Source organism: Limnohabitans sp., from assembly GCF_030158565.1.
Taxonomy (GTDB): domain Bacteria; phylum Pseudomonadota; class Gammaproteobacteria; order Burkholderiales; family Burkholderiaceae_C; genus Limnohabitans_A.
This window is the reverse complement of record NZ_JAOASQ010000057.1, coordinates 22345-41516: the sequence shown is the minus strand read 5'-3', so window position 1 is coordinate 41516 and position 19172 is coordinate 22345. Positions and strand designations below refer to the sequence as shown.

General features: G+C 60.6%; 14 protein-coding genes. 10 read left to right on the top strand and 4 right to left on the bottom strand.

Going from position 1 to position 19172, the window contains the following annotated elements:
• Positions 1 to 85 precede the first annotated feature (85 nt).
• The 4 genes from phaC to dusA all read left to right on the top strand — a co-directional run bounded on the left by phaC (position 86) and on the right by dusA (position 4977).
• The gene (phaC, locus tag Q1W40_RS12105) at positions 86 to 1804 is read left to right on the top strand and encodes a class I poly(R)-hydroxyalkanoic acid synthase (RefSeq protein ID WP_300712339.1); all 1719 of its coding nucleotides are present in this window, start codon (positions 86 to 88) and stop codon (positions 1802 to 1804) included.
• Between the two features lie 24 nt (positions 1805 to 1828).
• Positions 1829 to 3010: an acetyl-CoA C-acetyltransferase gene (locus Q1W40_RS12100; RefSeq protein WP_300712337.1), complete on the top strand. Its 1182-nt coding sequence runs from the start codon at positions 1829 to 1831 to the stop codon at positions 3008 to 3010.
• Between the two features lie 120 nt (positions 3011 to 3130).
• A complete protein-coding gene (phbB, locus tag Q1W40_RS12095) occupies positions 3131 to 3868 on the top strand; it encodes an acetoacetyl-CoA reductase (RefSeq protein WP_300712334.1) in 738 nt (245 codons plus the stop codon).
• 89 nt (positions 3869 to 3957) lie between these two features.
• Positions 3958 to 4977: a tRNA dihydrouridine(20/20a) synthase DusA gene (gene dusA / locus Q1W40_RS12090; protein WP_300712331.1), complete on the top strand. Its 1020-nt coding sequence runs from the start codon at positions 3958 to 3960 to the stop codon at positions 4975 to 4977.
• A 54-nt stretch (positions 4978 to 5031) separates the two neighbouring features.
• On the opposite strand, the gene Q1W40_RS12085 is transcribed toward dusA, so the two are convergent.
• The gene (locus Q1W40_RS12085) at positions 5032 to 5667 is read right to left on the bottom strand and encodes a GntR family transcriptional regulator (RefSeq protein ID WP_300712328.1); all 636 of its coding nucleotides are present in this window, start codon (positions 5665 to 5667) and stop codon (positions 5032 to 5034) included.
• Between the two features lie 151 nt (positions 5668 to 5818).
• Here Q1W40_RS12085 and scpA point away from each other — a divergent pair, with 151 nt between their 5' ends.
• From scpA to Q1W40_RS12060, 5 genes are read left to right on the top strand one after another with little or no spacing between them, the layout of a single operon-like run.
• Positions 5819 to 7975, top strand: a complete 2157-nt coding sequence (scpA, locus tag Q1W40_RS12080; RefSeq protein WP_300712325.1) for a methylmalonyl-CoA mutase — start codon at positions 5819 to 5821, stop codon at positions 7973 to 7975.
• A gap of 40 nt (positions 7976 to 8015) precedes the next feature.
• On the top strand, positions 8016 to 9029 hold the full coding sequence (gene meaB / locus Q1W40_RS12075; protein WP_300712322.1) for a methylmalonyl Co-A mutase-associated GTPase MeaB: 1014 nt from the start codon (positions 8016 to 8018) through the stop codon (positions 9027 to 9029).
• Between the two features lie 35 nt (positions 9030 to 9064).
• Positions 9065 to 10597 (top strand): acyl-CoA carboxylase subunit beta, encoded by a 1533-nt coding sequence (locus tag Q1W40_RS12070; protein ID WP_300712319.1) that lies wholly within the window; start codon positions 9065 to 9067, stop codon positions 10595 to 10597.
• Between the two features lie 20 nt (positions 10598 to 10617).
• Positions 10618 to 12666 carry an acetyl/propionyl/methylcrotonyl-CoA carboxylase subunit alpha gene (locus Q1W40_RS12065; RefSeq protein ID WP_300712316.1) on the top strand — a complete coding sequence of 683 codons (2049 nt, stop codon included), beginning with the start codon at positions 10618 to 10620 and terminating at the stop codon, positions 12664 to 12666.
• Positions 12667 to 13149 (top strand): VOC family protein, encoded by a 483-nt coding sequence (locus Q1W40_RS12060; protein ID WP_300712313.1) that lies wholly within the window; start codon positions 12667 to 12669, stop codon positions 13147 to 13149.
• 177 nt (positions 13150 to 13326) lie between these two features.
• On the opposite strand, the gene rsxB is transcribed toward Q1W40_RS12060, so the two are convergent.
• The 3 genes from rsxB to Q1W40_RS12045 form a co-directional block, all read right to left on the bottom strand.
• Entirely contained in the window at positions 13327 to 14016 is a 690-nt protein-coding gene (gene rsxB, locus Q1W40_RS12055; protein ID WP_300712310.1) for an electron transport complex subunit RsxB, read from the bottom strand.
• A 5-nt stretch (positions 14017 to 14021) separates the two neighbouring features.
• On the bottom strand, positions 14022 to 15545 hold the full coding sequence (gene phaZ, locus Q1W40_RS12050; protein WP_300712307.1) for a polyhydroxyalkanoate depolymerase: 1524 nt from the start codon (positions 15543 to 15545) through the stop codon (positions 14022 to 14024).
• Positions 15546 to 15706: 161 nt separating this feature from the next.
• Positions 15707 to 16903: an amino acid aminotransferase gene (locus Q1W40_RS12045; protein ID WP_300712304.1), complete on the bottom strand. Its 1197-nt coding sequence runs from the start codon at positions 16901 to 16903 to the stop codon at positions 15707 to 15709.
• Between the two features lie 119 nt (positions 16904 to 17022).
• Here Q1W40_RS12045 and uvrB point away from each other — a divergent pair, with 119 nt between their 5' ends.
• Positions 17023 to 19149: an excinuclease ABC subunit UvrB gene (gene uvrB / locus Q1W40_RS12040; RefSeq protein WP_300712301.1), complete on the top strand. Its 2127-nt coding sequence runs from the start codon at positions 17023 to 17025 to the stop codon at positions 19147 to 19149.
• Positions 19150 to 19172 lie beyond the last annotated feature (23 nt).

Below are 19172 nucleotides of genomic sequence, written 5' to 3'. Positions count from 1 at the left end.
TCTCGGGTTGTAATTTAGGAGACATCAAATTGACAGATACTGGAACCAGTAGAAGTCAATAAATACGGTAATTTCAGGAGACATGATGAGCGCTTCCTCCCCCGAATTCTGGACCCAAATGTCCGAAGGCTTTCAGCAGAACCTGTCCAAAAGCTGGGGCCAGGCCATGCAGCATTTTCAGACCATGGATCTGGGCGGCTTGAAGCCAGGTGCTGACGCTGCTGTGCCAGCCCTGAAATTTTCGCCTGAAAAGCTCCAAACCTTGCAAGGTCAGTATTTCAAGGACGCCTCTGAGCTCTGGAACCAAAGTCTGCACAACAGCTTGCAAGTCAAAGACCGCCGATTCTCGGGCGATGCCTGGATGTCCAATCCCGTGGCCGCTTTCAATGCGGCCACGTATTTGCTCAATGCCCGTACCTTGATGGGCTTGGCCGATGCGGTCGATGCCGACGAAAAAACACGCACCCGCATCCGTTTTGCCATCGAGCAATGGGTCGCCGCTGCCGCACCGAGCAACTTTTTGGCCTTCAACGCCGAGGCGCAAAAGAAAGCCGTCGAAACCAAAGGCGAGAGCATCGCCAAGGGCGTGCAGAACCTGATGCACGACATGCAGCAAGGCCATGTGTCGATGACCGACGAGAGCCTGTTCGAAGTGGGCAAGAACGTGGCCACCACCGAAGGCGCTGTGGTTTTTGAAAACGAGTTCTTCCAGCTCATCGAATACAAGCCGCTGACGGCCAAGGTCTATGAAAAGCCTTTCTTGCTGATCCCGCCTTGCATCAACAAGTTCTACATCCTGGACCTGCAACCAGAGAACTCTTTCATCCGCTATGCGGCTAGTCAGGGCCACCGTACCTTTGTGGTCAGCTGGCGCAACCCCGACGAGTCCATGCAGGACAAGACCTGGGACGACTACATCGAACAAGCCGCGATCAAAGCCATCACCACGGTGCAAGACATCACCGGTGCGCCCAAGATCAATGCATTGGGCTTCTGCGTGGGGGGCACCATCCTCTCGACGGCATTGGCCGTGCTCGCGGCGCGTGGCGAAAAGCCCGTGGCCAGTGCGACCTTCCTGACGACTTTGATCAATTTCACCGACACCGGCATCCTGGACGTTTTCATTGATGAAAACTTCGTCAAGTTCCGTGAAATGCAGATGGGCCAAGGCGGCCTGCTCAAAGGCCAGGATCTCGCATCCACCTTCAGCTTCCTGCGTCCGAACGACTTGGTCTGGAACTATGTGGTGGGCAACTACCTCAAGGGCGAGACCCCGCCGCCGTTTGACCTGCTGTACTGGAACAGCGACTCGACCAATTTGCCCGGTCCCTTCTACGCCTGGTACCTGCGCAACACCTACCTCGAAAACAATTTGGTCAAGCCACGCAAAGTCAAAGTTTGCGGCGAGAGCATTGATCTGGGCAAAGTGGACATGCCCGTCTACATCTACGGCTCGCGTGAAGACCACATCGTGCCGATTGGCGGCGCTTATGCCAGCACGCAGGTCTTGCCTGGCAAGAAGCGTTTTGTCATGGGCGCATCCGGTCATATTGCCGGCGTGATCAACCCGCCTGCGGCCAAAAAGCGCAGCCACTGGTTGAGCGAAGGCAGCAAATTCCCGTCCGATGTGAACGACTGGATTGGCAGCGCCAAAGAATTGCCCGGCAGCTGGTGGACCGACTGGTCCGATTGGCTCAAGAGCCACGCTGGCAAGCAAATTGCTGCACCCAAAACCTATGGCAAAGGCACGAAGTTTAAAGCCATCGAGGCGGCCCCAGGTCGTTATGTGAAGGCCAAGGCCTGATTGATTTTTTTACTGGAGACAAAAATGGAAGACATCGTCATCGTTTCAGCTGCTCGCACCGCCGTGGGCAAGTTTGGTGGTTCATTGGCCAAGACGCCTGCGACCGAGTTGGGCAGCATCGTCATCAAGGGCCTGCTCGAGCGCAGCGGTTTGCCTGTGGATGCCATCGGTGAAGTCATCATGGGCCAAGTGCTGGCCGCAGGCGTGGGCCAAAACCCTGCTCGCCAAGCCATGATGAAAGCCGGTGTCGCCAAAGAAACTCCGGCCCTGACCATCAACGCCGTGTGCGGCTCGGGCCTGAAGGCCGTGATGCTGGCGGCGCAGGCTGTGGCCTGGGGCGACAGCGAAATCGTCATCGCCGGTGGTCAGGAAAATATGAGCGCCAGCCCCCATGTGCTGAACGGCAGCCGCGATGGCCAGCGCATGGGTGACTGGAAGATGACCGACACCATGATCGTGGACGGTCTGTGGGATGTGTACAACCAGTACCACATGGGCATCACCGCCGAAAACGTGGCCAAGGCCCACGGCATCACCCGCGAAATGCAAGACGCCCTGGCCGCAGGCAGCCAGCGTAAGGCAGCGGCCGCACAAGAAGCTGGCAAGTTCAAGGACGAAATCATCGATGTGCTGATTCCTCAGCGCAAGGGCGATCCTCTGGTGTTCAACACCGACGAATTCATCAACAAGAAAACCAGCGAAGAAGTGCTGGCAGGTCTGCGCCCCGCGTTTGACAAGGCCGGCAGCGTGACCGCAGGCAATGCCTCGGGCATCAACGACGGCGCTGCTGCCGTGATGGTCATGAGCGCCAAAAAAGCTGCTGCCTTGGGCCTCAAGCCTCTGGCCCGCATTGCGGCCTTTGGCACCAGCGGTCTGGACCCGGCCACCATGGGCATGGGCCCTGTGCCTGCCTCGCAAAAAGCGCTGGCCCGTGCCGGCTGGAAAGCGCAAGACGTGGACCTGTTCGAACTGAATGAAGCCTTTGCTGCGCAAGCTTGCGCCGTCAACCAGGCGCTGGACATCGATCCGGCCAAAGTCAACGTCAACGGCGGTGCCATCGCCATTGGCCACCCGATTGGTGCATCCGGCTGCCGCATTTTGGTGACTTTGTTGCACGAGATGCAGCGCAGCAATGCCAAAAAAGGCCTTGCCGCGCTGTGCATCGGCGGCGGCATGGGCGTGTCCCTGGCCGTCGAGCGCGTTTAAAACCCTGCGCCGCTCACGCTGCGTTGTTTGGCGCACTGTCCAACCGTATAAGGGCAGCCAATCATCGCGGGTTGAGCGGACTTCATTGATCCCACAACACTCATAACCAGGAGACAAACCATGAGTCAAAAAGTAGCTTACGTCACAGGTGGCATGGGCGGTATCGGTACCGCCATTTGCCAGCGCCTTCACAAAGAGGGTTTCAAGGTCATCGCTGGTTGCGGCCCGACCCGTGACTTCAACAAATGGCTCGACGAGCAAAAAGCACTGGGCTACACCTTCTACGCTTCGGTGGGCAACGTGGCCGAGTGGGACTCCACCGTTGACGCGTTCACCAAAGCCAAGGCCGAGCACGGTCCGATCGATGTGCTGGTGAACAACGCCGGTATCACCAAGGACCGCATGTTTCTGAAGATGACCCGTGAAGACTGGGATGCCGTGATGAGCACCAACCTGGACTCCATGTTCAACGTGACCAAACAGGTCGTGCCCGACATGGTCGAGCGAGGCTGGGGCCGCATCATCAACATCTCGTCGGTCAACGGTGAAAAAGGCCAAGCCGGTCAAACCAACTACTCGGCTGCCAAAGCCGGTATGCACGGTTTCTCGATGGCCTTGGCCCAAGAGATGGCCACCAAAGGCGTGACGGTCAACACCGTGTCGCCCGGCTACATTGGCACCGACATGGTCAACGCCATCCGTCCTGACGTGCTGGAAAAGATCGTGGCCACTGTGCCCGTCAAGCGCTTGGGCAAGCCCAGCGAGATCGCTTCCATCATCGCCTGGATGGCCAGCGAAGACGGCGGTTACACCACAGGGGCCGACTTCGCCGTCAACGGTGGTTTGCACATGGGTTGAGTCGTTTCGACGCCCTGTTTCAAACCCCGCTTCGGCGGGGTTTGTTGTTTCTGCCGGTGTGGTCCTTGGCGGCTGGGATAATCGGCACCATGTCTGAAGTTACCTCGCCGACCCCGTCTTTCAATCCTTGGCGCTTGTCTGTTGCACCCATGATGGATTGGACAGATCGCCATTGCCGCTTTTTGCACCGTCTGTTGACGCGCCACACCTTGCTCTACACCGAGATGGTGACCACCGGCGCCTTGCGCCACGGCAGTGTGCAGCGGCACCTGCGCTTCAACGCAGAAGAACACCCCGTGGCCCTGCAGCTGGGTGGCAGCGATGCGGCCGATCTGGCGCATGCCGCCAAGCTGGGCCAGGAGTGGGGTTATGACGAGATCAACCTCAACTGCGGCTGTCCCAGTGACCGCGTGCAGCGTGGCGCATTTGGCGCTTGCCTGATGAACGAGCCGCGCACCGTGGCCGATGGAGTCAAAGCCATGCTGGATGTGGTGGATGTGCCGGTGACGGTGAAGCACCGCATTGGCATCGACAAGATCGAAAGCTACGACTTCGTGCGCGACTTTGTGGGGACTGTGAGCGATGCGGGTTGCAAGGTGTTCATCGTGCACGCCCGCAACGCTTGGTTGGATGGCCTGTCGCCGAAAGAAAACCGCGAGATTCCGCCCTTGCGCTATGAACTGGCCTACCAGCTGAAAAAAGACTTTCCAGGCTTGCTGATTGCGGTGAACGGCGGCATCAAGACCAACGCAGAGATCGCAGCCCATTTGCAGCAGGCCGACGGCGTGATGATCGGCCGCGAGGCCTATTACAACCCTTGGCTGCTCAGCACCTGGGATGCCGAGTTTTACGGCGATAACCACGAGGTGCCCAGCCGCGAAGCGGTGGAAGAGGCCATGGTGAGCTACATGGAACGCGCCTTTGCCGAAGACGGCTGCCCGTGGTACGCCATTGCCCGCCACATGCTGGGGCTGTACCACGGTCAACGTGGCGGACGTTACTGGCGCCAGGTCTGGAGCAACCACAAGCTCAAGCCTTTGCCCCCACGCGAGGTGTGGCAGCAAGCGCGTGAGGCCTTGGCGCGAGGGGCAGCAGAAGTGCTGGCTTGAACCGGGTGTGTACTGGATGGCTGCCACAGGACTGATCGGCGTGTTGCCCCCCTGTCATTGCGCCGCTTGCAAGCCGCTCATGAAGTGGGCCGACATCCGTTCGGCGGCGACCTCGGGCTGGCGATCGGCCAGGGCCTGAACAATCGCCTGGTGCTCGGCCAGTGACTGTTCAATCCGGCCTTCCTTGAACAAGGAGCTGTGCCGGTTGAGTTTCATCACCTTGCGCAGGTCGGCCACCATCTGGTCGCGCCAACGGTTGTCGGCAATCTCCAGCAGCAGCATGTGGAAGGCTTCGTTGATCTCAAAAAAGCGGTCTCGGTTGTCCGTCGCTTTTTCCAGATCCTGGTGCAGGGTCTGGATCTGGGCCAGCTGGGCCGCGCTGGCGCGCTGTGCCACCACGCGGGCCGCGTCAGACTCCAGCAGGGCCAGCAGGTGATACACGTCGCGCAAGTCTTTTTCACTCACCTCGGTGACATAAGCGCCTCGGCGAACCTTCATGGTCACCAAGCCCTCAGCGGCCAGCACCTTCAGGGCTTCGCGCAAAGGCGTGCGGCTGATGCCCAAGGCTTCGGCAATGCGCAGTTCGTCAATCCAGCTGCCCGGCTCCAGTTCACGCGCAAAGATGCGTTGCCGAAGCAGTTCGGCCACTTCTTCGTACAGGGCGCGGGGGGCGAGTGACAGGGCAAACATGGATAAATTCGGGTCAGTTTCTTGCTGTGGATTGTAAGCGGGTTAAAATATTCTGCATCAATAATTATGAATCACGGTACTTGTAAGCGGGTAGGCAGCCATGGGCTGCCAAAATCAGCACAAGTTATTTTTGTCTCGAAAGCGGTGAGCCATGTCGTCCAAATCTTTTGAATTCAACGCCTCCAACCTGGAAGCCTGGCAAAAAGCAGCGGTCAAATCCGCCCCCGGTGGTGATGTGTCGGCACTGAACTGGAAAACGCCCGACGGCATCATCGTCAAGCCGCTCTACACCGCCGAAGACACGGCCAATTTGCCTTACGCCAACACGTTGCCCGGCTTTGAGCCTTTCCTGCGCGGCCCTCAGGCCACCATGTACGCAGTGCGCCCCTGGACCATCCGCCAATACGCCGGTTTTTCGACCGCCGAAGAGTCCAATGCTTTCTACCGCAAGGCTTTGGCTGCGGGCGGGCAGGGCGTGTCCGTCGCGTTCGATCTGGCCACGCACCGAGGCTATGACTCCGACCACCCCCGTGTGGAAGGCGACGTGGGCAAGGCCGGTGTGGCGATTGACTCGGTCGAGGACATGAAGATCCTGTTCAACGAAATCCCGCTCGACAAAGTGTCGGTCTCGATGACCATGAACGGCGCGGTGCTGCCGGTGCTCGCGGGCTATGTGGTGGCTGCCGAAGAGCAGGGCGTCTCGCAAGACAAACTGAGCGGAACGATTCAGAACGACATTCTGAAAGAGTTCATGGTGCGCAACACCTACATCTACCCGCCCGAGCCGTCGATGAAGATCATCGGCGACATCATCGAGTACACGGCCAAGAACATGCCGAAGTTCAACTCGATCTCGATCTCGGGTTACCACATGCAAGAGGCCGGTGCCAACCAGGCGCTGGAAATGGCGTTCACCTTGGCCGACGGCAAGGAATACGTGAAGACGGCGATTGCCAAGGGCATGGACGTGGACGATTTCGCGGGTCGCCTGTCCTTCTTCTGGGCGGTGGGCATGAACTTCTACCTGGAAATCGCCAAGATGCGCGCCGCCCGTTTGCTGTGGTGCCGCATCATGAAGGGCTTTGACGCCAAGAACCCCAAGAGCTTGATGCTGCGCACGCACAGCCAAACTTCGGGCTGGTCGCTCACCGAGCAAGACCCCTACAACAACGTGGTGCGCACCACCATCGAAGCCATGGCGGCCGTGTTTGGCGGCACCCAGTCACTGCACACCAACTCGCTGGACGAAGCCATTGCGCTGCCCACCGAATTCAGCTCGCGCATCGCCCGCAACACGCAGCTGATCATTCAGGAAGAAACCCACATCACCAACGTGATCGACCCCTGGGCGGGTTCTTACATGATGGAGAGCCTGACGCAGGAAATGGCCGACAAGGCCTGGGCGATCATCGAAGAAGTCGAAGCCATGGGCGGCATGACCAAAGCCGTGGACAGCGGCTGGGCCAAGCTGAAGATCGAAGCGGCCGCCGCTGAAAAGCAGGCCCGCATCGACTCGGGCAAAGACGTCATCGTCGGCGTCAACAAATACAAGCTGGCCAAAGAAGACCCGGTGGACAGCCTGTCGATCGACAACGTCAAAGTGCGCGACGGCCAGATCGAACGCCTCAAAGCCATTCGCGCCAGCCGAGACAGCGCCAAGGTGCAAGCTGCGCTGGACGCTTTGACCGCTTCGGCCGAATCCGGCCAGGGCAACCTGCTGGACCTGTCGATCCAAGCCATCCGCCTGCGCGCCACCGTGGGTGAAGTTTCTGACGCGTTGGAAAAGGCCTTTGGCCGCCACCGCGCCGACACGCAAAAGGTGACCGGTGTGTACGCTGCCGCTTACGACTCGGCCGAAGGCTGGGAACAACTGCAAAAAGAAATCGCGGCATTCGCCGACCAGCACGGCCGTCGTCCCCGCGTGATGATCGCCAAGCTGGGCCAGGACGGTCACGACCGGGGCGCCAAAGTGGTCGCCACCGCCTATGCCGACCTCGGCTTTGACGTGGACATGGGCCCGCTGTTCCAGACCCCCGAAGAGTGCGCCCGCCAGGCGATTGAAAACGACGTGCACGCCGTGGGTGTGTCCACCTTGGCTGCTGGTCACAAAACCCTGGTGCCCGCCATCATTGCCGAGCTCAAGAAACAAGGCGCGGACGACATCATCGTGTTCGTGGGCGGTGTGATCCCGCGTCAGGACTACGAGATGCTGTACGACGCAGGCGTCAAGGGCATCTACGGCCCCGGCACCCCGATTCCCGCCAGCGCCAAGGATGTGCTGGAGCAGATCAAGAAGGCCGTGGCCTGATCCCCCGCGAGGGTGAGCTGGCTGAGCGAGATCGCGTGCAATGACGCCTGAGCAATTGCTCCAGGGACTGCTGCAGGGCAACGCGCCCGTGCAGCGCCGCGCCATGGCCAAGGCGATCACGTTGCTCGAATCCACCCGTGCGGACCACCGTGCGCAGGCAGACGAACTGCTCACGGCCATGCTGCCGCACACGGGCAACTCGTTTCGCTTGGGCATCAGCGGTGTGCCGGGCGTGGGCAAGTCCACCTTCATCGAGGCTTTGGGCCTGTACCTGATCGCGCAGGGTCACCGTGTGGCCGTGTTGGCGGTGGACCCGTCGTCCACCGTGTCGGGCGGGTCGATTCTGGGCGACAAGACGCGCATGGAGCACCTGTCGGTGCACCCGCAGGCCTACATTCGCCCCAGCCCCAGCAGCGGCACGCTGGGCGGCGTGGCCGAAAAAACCCGCGAAGCCATGCTGGTGTGCGAAGCCGCTGGCTACGACGTGGTGATCGTCGAAACCGTCGGCGTGGGCCAGAGCGAGACGGCGGTGGCCAATATGAGCGACATGTTTGTGCTTTTGCAGCTGCCCAACGCGGGCGACGATCTGCAGGCCATCAAGAAGGGCGTGATGGAGATCGCCGATCTGGTCGTCATCAACAAGGCCGACATCGACGCCATCGCCGCGACCCGTGCGCAACTTCAAATCACAAGTGCCCTGCAATTGCTGGGCATGCATGCGTCCTCGGGCCATATGCATGGCGACGACAGCGTCTGGCACCCCAAGGTGGTGCAGATCAGTGCCTTGCTGAACCAGGGCGTGGACAGCTTCTGGGCGGCCGTGAGCGAATTCAAGGCCATCCAATTGAAGAACGGGCGCTTTGCGACGCGCCGCCAGCAGCAGGCTTTATCGTGGATGTGGGAGCGCATCGACGCCGGTCTGAAACAAAATTTCCGAGCGCAGCCGCGTGTGCAAACGCTGCTGCCCCAACTGAGTCAACACGTCGCGGCGGGCCAGCTGGCCGCATCGACGGCTGCCCGTCAACTGCTCAGCGCCTACCAGGCACAGAGCTGAATTTGAAATCTTCCTGGAGAAAAGAGAGAACCACCATGCAAGACATCCTTGAACAATTGGAAAAAAAGCGCGCTGCGGCCCGCTTGGGTGGCGGGCAAAAGCGCATTGACGCGCAGCACGCCAAAGGCAAGCTCACGGCCCGTGAGCGCATCGAGGTCTTGCTGGACGAAGGCACTTTCGAAGAGTGGGACATGTTCGTCGAACACCGTTGCACCGACTTCGGCATGGCAGACAACAAGATCCCCGGTGACGGCGTCGTGACAGGCTACGGCATGATCAACGGCCGTCTGGTCTTCGTGTACAGCCAGGACTTCACGGTCTACGGCGGTGCCCTGTCCGAAACGCACGCTGAAAAGATTTGCAAGGTCATGGACCAGGCCATGAAGGTCGGCGCTCCTGTGATTGGCCTGAACGACTCGGGCGGCGCCCGCATTCAGGAGGGCGTGGCGTCCTTCGGCGGCTACGCCGAAGTGTTCCAGCGCAACGTCATGGCCAGCGGTGTGGTGCCCCAGATCAGCATGATCATGGGTCCCTCGGCCGGTGGTGCGGTGTACTCGCCAGCGCTCACCGATTTCATCTTCATGGTCAAGGACACCTCCTACATGTTCGTGACCGGCCCTGACGTGGTCAAGACCGTGACCCACGAAGAAGTGACCGCCGAAGAGCTGGGCGGCGCCGTGACCCACACCACCAAGAGCGGTGTGGCCGACATGGCCTTTGAAAACGACGTGGAAGCGCTGCTGATGCTGCGCCGCCTCTACAACTACCTGCCGCTCAACAACCGCGAGAAGGCCCCGGTGCGCAAGAGCGGTGACCCGGCCGACCGCATGGACATGAGCTTGGACACCCTGGTGCCCGAGAACCCCAACAAGGCTTATGACATGAAGGAACTCATCGTCAAGACCGTGGACGATGGTGATTTCTTCGAGCTGCAACCCGACTACGCCAAGAACATCCTGATCGGCTTTGCCCGTGTGGACGGCCAGACCGTCGGCATCGTGGCCAACCAGCCGCTGGTGCTGGCCGGTTGCCTCGACATCAAGAGCTCCATCAAGGCTGCCCGCTTTGTGCGTTTTTGCGACGCGTTCAACATCCCCGTCATCACCTTCGTGGACGTGCCCGGCTTCATGCCCGGCACCAGCCAGGAGTTCGGCGGCATCATCAAGCACGGCGCCAAGCTGCTGTACGCGTACGCCGAGTGCACCGTGCCGAAAATCACCGTCATCACCCGCAAGGCCTATGGCGGCGCGTACGACGTGATGGCCTCCAAGCACCTGCGCGGCGACGTGAACTTTGCCTGGCCCAATGCCGAAATCGCGGTGATGGGTGCCAAGGGCGCGGTGGAAATCATCTTCCGCGAAGACAAAGGCGACCCCGAAAAACTGGCCGCCAAAGAAGCCGAATACAAAGCCCGCTTTGCCAACCCCTTTGTGGCCGGTGCCCGTGGCTTCATTGACGACGTCATCCAGCCGCACGAAACCCGCAAGCGCATTGCCCGCTCGCTGGTCATGCTCAAAGACAAGAAGATTGACAACCCATGGCGCAAGCACGGGAACATTCCACTGTGATTGCCAAGGAGAAGAACAAGATGTTTACCAAAATCCTGATTGCCAACCGCGGCGAAATCGCCTGCCGTGTCATCGCCACCGCCCACAAAATGGGCATCAAAACCGTGGCCGTTTATTCCGAAGCGGACAAAGAAGCACGCCACGTGCAACTGGCCGACGAAGCCGTTTTGCTCGGCCCTGCGCCTTCGCGTGAGTCCTACTTGGTCGCTGACAAGATCATCGCGGCCGCCAAGGCCACCGGTGCCCAGGCCATCCACCCCGGCTACGGCTTCCTGAGCGAGAACACCGAATTCGCCAAGCGCTGCGAAGACGAAGGCATCGCCTTCATCGGCCCCAAGGCCCACTCGATCGCGGCCATGGGCGACAAGATCGCATCCAAGAAATTGGCCAACGAAGCCAAGGTCAACACCATCCCCGGCTACAACGACGCCATCGACACCGCAGAGCAAGCGGTCGAGATCGCCAAAGGCATTGGCTACCCCGTCATGATCAAGGCTTCGGCTGGCGGCGGTGGCAAGGGCCTGCGCGTGGCCTTCAACGACAAAGAAGCTTTCGAAGGCTTCACCTCTTGCCGTAACGAAGCCCGCAACAGCTTCGGCGACGACCGCGTGTTCATCGAGAAATACGTGCTGGAGCCCCGCCACATCGAGATCCAGATCTTGGGCGACAGCCACGGCAACGTGGTGTACCTGAACGAGCGCGAGTGCTCGATCCAGCGTCGCCACCAGAAGGTGATCGAAGAAGCGCCGTCGCCCTTCATCAGTGATGCCACCCGCAAGGCCATGGGGGAGCAGGCTGTGGCCCTGGCCAAGGCCGTGAAGTACCAGTCCGCCGGTACGGTGGAATTCGTGGTCGGCAAAGACCAAGACTTCTACTTCCTCGAAATGAACACCCGCCTGCAGGTGGAGCACCCGGTGACCGAATGCATCACCGGTCTGGACCTGGTCGAGCAGATGATCCGCGTGGCCGCAGGCGAGAAGCTGGCGTTTGGCCAGGCTGACGTCAAGCGCGACGGCTGGGCCATCGAGTGCCGCATCAACGCCGAAGACCCCTTCCGCAACTTCCTGCCTTCCACAGGCCGTTTGGTGCGTTTCCAGACGCCCAAGCAGAGCATGTTCCAGGGCAACACCAGCGCCTTGCAGGGCGTGCGTGTGGACACCGGCGTGCAGGACGGCGGCGAGATCCCGATGTTCTACGACTCGATGATCGCCAAGCTCATCGTGCACGGCAAGGACCGCAACGAAGCCATTGCCAAGATGCGTGAAGCCTTGAACGGCTTTGTGATCCGCGGCATCAGCTCCAACATCCCCTTCCAGGCCGCTTTGCTGGCGCACCCCAAGTTCGTGACCGGCCAGTTCAACACCGGCTTCATCGCTGAGCACTACGCCCATGGCTTCCGCGCCGAAGACGTGCCGCACGACGACCACGACTTCCTGGCCGCATTGGCAGCCTTTGTGCGCCGCAAGTCGCGCGAACGCGCCGCTAACCTGAGTGGCCAGCTGCCCGGTTACGACGTCAAGGTCGGTCAGGACTACACCGTGGTTGAACTCGGCCAGGGCGGCAACAACCGCTATGTGCAGGTGCATGTGGACGAGTTCGTCGGCAAGTCCGGCGTGGCGCAGATCACCGTGGACGGCAAGTCCTACGCGATCGAGAGCAACTCGCGCCTGAACGACATCCGCATCGAAGGCATTTGCAACGGCAAGCCCTTCACGGCGCAGGTCGAACGCGGCACCCTCAAAAACCCGCTGGCCTTGCAGGTCCAGCACAACGGCACCCGCATCGAAGCGCTGGTGATGTCGCCTCGCATGGCCGAGCTGCACAAGCTCATGCCTTTCAAGGCCCCACCGGATCTGAGCCGTTTTGTGATTTCGCCCATGCCCGGCCTCTTGGTCGAGGTGTCGGTGCAGCCTGGCCAGAAGGTGCAAGCCGGTGAGCGCGTGGCCGTGATCGAAGCCATGAAGATGGAAAACGTGCTGTTCGCGGCGCAAGACGGCGTGGTCAAGAAAGTGGTCGCTGCCAAGGGCGAATCGCTCACGGTGGATCAGATGATTGTGGAGTTTGAATAAATGACACGTCCTTTCAAGGTCTTGGGCATCCAGCAAATCGCCATTGGTGGGCCTGACAAGGCCCGCCTGCAAAAGCTCTGGGTCGACATGTTCGGCCTGGAGGTGACCGGCACCTTCAAAAGCGAACGCGAGAACGTGGACGAAGACATCTGCGCCATCGGCACCGGCCCGTTCAAGGTCGAGGTCGATCTGATGCAGCCGCTGGACCCCGAGAAAAAGCCCGCCGTGCACACCACGCCGCTCAACCACATCGGCTTGTGGATCGACGACCTCCCGGTCGCGGTGGAATGGCTCACATCACAAGGCGTGCGCTTTGCACCCGGCGGCATCCGCAAGGGTGCGGCCGGTTTCGACATCACGTTTTTGCACCCCAAGGCGAACGAGGAGTTCCCGATTGGCGGCGAGGGTGTGTTGATCGAGCTGGTGCAGGCGCCGGTTGAAGTGGTCAAGGCCTTTGCGGCTTTGGCCGCCAACGCGCATTGATGAGGTGTCGGGCCTGACGGTCCGATCAGCCAGAAGGTGTCATACCCGCGAATGCGGGTATCCATGGTGGCCGAAGCCATGGACCCCCGATCAAGTCGGGGGTGACCAAGCCTGGCGTTGAGCGGACGAATCCGCTCAAGCCCTCCAGCCCTTGTGACCCTTTTGACCTCGCGCCCGTCAGGCCTCGGTCTGGCGGGCTTTTGCTTTGGCGAGTGCCGCTTCGATGATGGCGCGTTTGCGGTCCACCTCGGGCGTGCTTTCGGTGCCCTTGGTGTGGGCGGCCAAATCGGCCAGTTTGTGCTCGGCTTTGGCCTGAAGCTGCTTTTGGTGGGCCTGATCTTCACGCACAAGGCGTTGCTGACGCGAGGCGTAGCGCTCGCGTGCGGTGTGGGCTTGCTCGGCGGTCCAAGCTGACCAGCCGGTTTTGTCGCCCGTCACATTTTCCAGCTGGATGCAATCGACCGGACACACCGGGATGCACAGTTCGCAGCCGGTGCACCTGGGCTCGATCACGGTGTGCATGAGTTTGTTGGCCCCCAAAATGGCATCGGTCGGGCAGGCTTTGATGCACAGCGTGCAGCCGATGCACCAAGCCTCGTCAATGATGGCCATTTGGCGGGGGCCTTCTTGACCGTGCTCGGGGTTCAGTGGCACCACGGGCTGTTTAGTCAGTTGGGCTAGCCGCTCGATGCCCGCTTGGCCGCCGGGTGGGCATTGGTTGATGGCCGCCTCGCCACGCGCCATGGCCATGGCGTAACTGGCGCAGTCGGGGAAGCCACAACGCGTGCACTGCGTTTGCGGCAGCGCATCGTTCAGGCATTGAAAAAGCGCCTGGATCTCAGGCGCTGTTTCTTGTGAAGCGGGCATGGGCCTCAGGCTTTTTTCTTGGGCTCAACCCAGCTGGTCTTGACGGCCGGCGTGCTGGCTTTGGCCGCAGGCTTGGCCACGACTTTGGCCTTGCTGCTGGCGGCTGCCTTTACAGGGGCCTTGGCTGCGGGCTTGGCGGCAGCTTTGGGGACCGATGGCTTGGCAGCTTCCACTTTGGCTTGGACGACGGGGGCCGTCTTGACAGTCGCAGCTTTGACCGGAGTCGCTTGCACAGGGGCAGCTTTGACCACGGCTTTGGCTGCAGGTGCAGCGTGGCCCTTGATGAAATTCACCACCTGTGGATACACGATGGAGCGCCAGCGGCTGCCGCTGAAAATGCCGTAGTGGCCAGCGCCGGGCACTTCCAGGTGCAGGCGGTCGCTGGCGGCCACACCGGTGCACATGTCTTGCGCAGCACGGGTCTGGCCCGAGCCCGAGATGTCGTCCAGTTCGCCTTCGACGGTCATCAAGGCGGTGCCTTTGATGTCCTGTGGGCGCACGCGTTCGACTTTGCCGTCCACGCCCTTGACATCCCAAGTGCCATTGACCAGTTTGAAGTCCTGGAAAACGGTGGCGATGGTTTCCAGGTAGTAATCGGCGTCCATGTCGAGCACGGCGTTGTACTCGTCGTAGAACTTGCGGTGGGCTTCGGCGCTGGCGTCGTCACCCTTGATCAAGTCTTTGAAGTAGTCGTAATGGCTGGTGGCATGGCGATCGGGGTTCATGGCCACAAAGCCGGTGTACTGCAAGAAGCCGGGGTACACGCGGCGACCCGCGCCGGGGAAGTACGGTGGCACGCGGTAGATCACGTTGTTCTCGAACCACTCGAAGCTCTTGTTGGTGGCCAGGTTGTTCACCGAAGTGGGTGATTTGCGTGCATCGATCGGGCCGCCCATCATGGTCATGGTCAGCGGGGTCTTCTCGCCACGGCTGGCCATGAGGGAGACCGCGGCCATCACGGGCACGGTCGGCTGGCACACGCTCACGATGTGGCAGTTGCCGTAGATCGATTGCAGGTGGCGGATGAACTCCTGCACGTAGTTGATGTAGTCGTCCAGGTGGAATTCACCTTCGGACAGGGGCACCAGGCGGGCGTTTTTCCAGTCGGTGATGTAGACCTTGTGGTCTTGCAGCATGGTCTTGACGGTGTCGCGCAGCAAGGTGGCGTAGTGACCCGACAAGGGCGCCACGATCAGCACGGCAGGCTGGGCCTTGAGCTGGGTCAGGGTGGCGGGATCGTCCGAGAAACGCTTGAAGCGGCGCAGCTCGCAAAAAGGCTTGTCGATCTCGATGCGCTCATGGATGGCCACGTCGGTCTTGTTGACCTTGACTGTCTTGATGCCGAATTCGGGCTTTTCGTAGTCCTTGCCCAGGCGGTGCATCAGGGCGTAGCCTGCCGACACACGCTGCGCCAGAGGGGTCTGCGAAATGGGGCTCAGCGGGTTGCTGTAGAGCTTGGCTGCAGCCTGCGCCAGATCGGAAAAAGGTTCCATGATCGAGCGTTGTGTTTCGAAGATCTGGTAGAGCATGTGACAGTTTTCCTTGTGTCGTGACCAAGATATGGTGCGGTGCAGCAATCGTACAGGACTTGGCCCGAAATTTTTCGAGTGTTCTCCCTAATCCGGTGTCGACTCGGAGACCCCACAAAAAAACCGCCACGAGGGCGGTTTTTTGCTGGTTTTGGCCGGTTTTAAACGACTTTGGCGATCGCCTGGCAGACGTAGTCGATGTTCTTGCTGTTGAGCGCGGCCACGCACATGCGGCCGGTGTCGGTGCCGTACACACCGAATTCATTGCGCAGACGCACCATCTGGTCCTTGGTCAGGCCCGAGTAGCTGAACATGCCGATCTGGCTGGTGATGAAGCCCATGTCTTGCTTCACACCTGCGGCTTTGAGACCGTCGACCAGTTTTTGACGCATGGCTTTGATGCGCACACGCATTTCGGCCAATTCCTGCTCCCACTGGGCACGCAGCTCGGGGTTGTTCAACACGGCAGCCACCACCGCACCGCCGTGGATGGGCGGGTTGGAGTAGTTGGTGCGGATCGCGATCTTGAGCTGGCACAGCACGCGCGAAGCTTCTTCTTTGTCTGAAGCCACCACCGACAAGGCGCCCACGCGCTCACCATACAAGCTGAAGCTCTTGGAGAACGAGGTGGACACGAAGATGTTCAGGCCCGCAGCCACGAACTTGCCGATCACGGCGCCATCTTCGGCGATGCCGTGGCCAAAGCCTTGGTAAGCCATGTCGAGGAAGGCGGTCAGGCCCTTGGCCTTGACGACAGCAATGACCTGGTCCCACTGGGCGTCGGTGATGTCGTAGCCGGTGGGGTTGTGGCAGCAAGCGTGCAACACAACGATGGTGCCAGGGGCAGCCGCGTTCAAGCTGGCCAGCATGCCGTCAAAGTTCACGCCGCGCTTGGCCGCGTCGTAGTAGGCGTAGGTGTCGACTTCAAAACCGGCGTTCACGAAGATGGCGCGGTGGTTTTCCCAGCTGGGGTCAGAGATCAGCACTTTGGCGTTGGGGCTGACTTTTTTCAGGAAATCGGCGCCGATTTTCAGGCCACCGGTGCCGCCAATGGCTTGCACGGTGGAGACGCGGCCGGACTTGACCACGTCGGATTCAGCGCCAAACACCAGCGCCTTGACGGCGTTGTCATAGGCCACGATGCCGTCAATCGGCAGGTAGCCGCGGGCCGAAGGGGTGGCCATCATGGTTTTTTCGGCGGCTTGCACGCATTGCAGCAGGGGCAGTTTGCCGTTGTCGTCGAAATACACACCCACGCCCAGGTTGACCTTGTTGGGGTTGGTGTCGGCGTTGAATTGTTCGTTCAGACCCAGGATCGGGTCGCGGGGGGCCATTTCGACGGCGGAAAACAGAGACATGGAAAGTCCTTGGATTGTGTTCAGTGGTGGCAGGAAACCCGTTCCTCGGTTAGGCTTTCGGGTTATTCCTGATTTTAACGGCCCCCGCCGCCTGGTTTAGCCAGGCCGCGCCTACAAAGATGTCCACCGTGCCCGAAGTTCCTGTTGTTGAAGTTGTGTCTGATGCGGACAAGTACGCAGCGGGGAAGTTTGTCAGTTACCCCGGCTCCCCGTTTGAGTTGTACCAGCCGTACCCGCCCGCAGGCGACCAGCCTGTGGCCATTGAGCAGCTGGTCGAGGGCGTGCACGACGGCGAGGTGTTCCAGACCCTGCTGGGCGTGACCGGCTCGGGCAAGACCTTCACCATGGCCAATGTGATCGCCCAGCTGGGGCGGCCGGCCATTGTGTTTGCGCCCAACAAGACTTTGGCCGCTCAGCTGTACAGCGAGTTCCGCGAGTTCTTCCCCAAAAACGCGGTGGAGTATTTCGTCAGCTACTACGACTACTACCAGCCCGAGGCCTATGTGCCGCAGCGCGATTTGTTCATCGAAAAAGACTCGGCCATCAACGAGCACATCGAGCAGATGCGCCTGTCGTGTACCAAAAGCATCATGGAGCGGCGCGATGTGGTGATCGTGGCCACGGTGTCGGCCATCTATGGCATTGGCGAGCCCGAGAGCTACCACCGCATGATCATGACGCTGCGCACGGGCGACAAACTGGGCCAGCGCGACGTGATCGCCCAGCTGATCCGCATGCAGTACCAGCGCAACGACATGGAGTTCAGCCGGGGCAAGTTCCGGGTGCGCGGCGACACGATCGACGTGTTCCCGGCAGAACACTCCGAGCTGGCGATCCGCATCGAGCTGTTTGACGACGAGATCGAAAGCCTGCAGCTGTTTGACCCGCTCACCGGCCGCATCCGCCAGAAGATCCCGCGCTTCACGGTCTACCCATCGAGCCACTATGTGACGCCGCGCGACAAGGTGCTGGCGGCGGTGGAGACCATCAAGCTGGAGCTGGACCAGCGCTTGAAAGAGCTGGTGGGCATGGGCAAGCTGGTCGAAGCCCAGCGCCTGGAGCAGCGCACCCGCTTTGATCTGGAGATGCTGTCCGAGGTGGGCCACTGCAAGGGCATTGAGAACTACACCCGGCATTTGTCGGGTGCCGCCCCTGGTGATCCGCCCAGCACCTTGACCGATTACATGCCGCCCGACGCCATCATGTTCCTGGACGAGAGCCACCAGATGATCGGTCAGCTCAACGCCATGTACAACGGTGACAAGGCGCGCAAAACCACGCTGGTGGAATACGGCTTTCGCCTGACCAGCGCGCTGGACAACCGGCCGCTCAAGTTCGAAGAGTTTGAAAAGCGCATGCGCCAATGCATCTTCGTTTCGGCCACCCCGGCCGATTACGAAAAGACCCACGCGGGCAAAGTGGTCGAGCAGGTGGTGCGGCCCACAGGCCTGGTCGATCCGCTGGTGGAAGTGCGCCCGGCCACACACCAGGTGGACGATGTGTTGCAGGAAATCCGCATCCGGGTGGACAAGCACGAGCGGGTGCTGATCACCACGCTGACCAAGCGCATGGCCGAGCAGCTGACCGATTACCTGAGCGACAACGGCGTCAAGGTGCGTTATCTGCACAGCGATGTGGACACGGTCGAGCGCGTGGAAATCTTGCGCGATTTGCGTTTGGGAGCCTTTGATGTGCTGGTGGGCATCAACCTGTTGCGTGAGGGCATCGACATCCCCGAGGTGTCGCTGGTGGCGATTCTGGACGCGGACAAGGAGGGCTTTTTGCGCGCCGAGCGCAGTTTGATCCAGACCATCGGCCGGGCGGCGCGTAACCTGAACGGTAAGGCGATCCTGTATGCCGATCGCATCACCGAATCCATGAAAAAAGCCATGGGCGAGACCGAGCGGCGCCGGGCCAAACAGGTGGCCTTCAACGAAGAACACGGCATCACGCCCAAGAGCATCGTCAAGAAGGTGAGGGACTTGATCGACGGCGTGTACAGCGAAAAATCGGGCAAAGAGGCCGAGCGCCTGGAGCAGGCCGCGCTGCAAAAGGCCAAGGTCGAGGACATGAGCGAGAAAGACATCGCCAAGGCCATCAAGCAGCTCGAAAAGCAGATGATGGAACATGCCCGCAATCTGGAATTCGAAAAAGCGGCGCAGGTGCGGGACCAGCTGACCATTTTGAAAGAGCAGGCCTTCGGGGCCACAGGCGGCGACAACATCGTGCCGCTGATCAGGGCTTGACCGTTCGCCCTGCACCTTGCAAG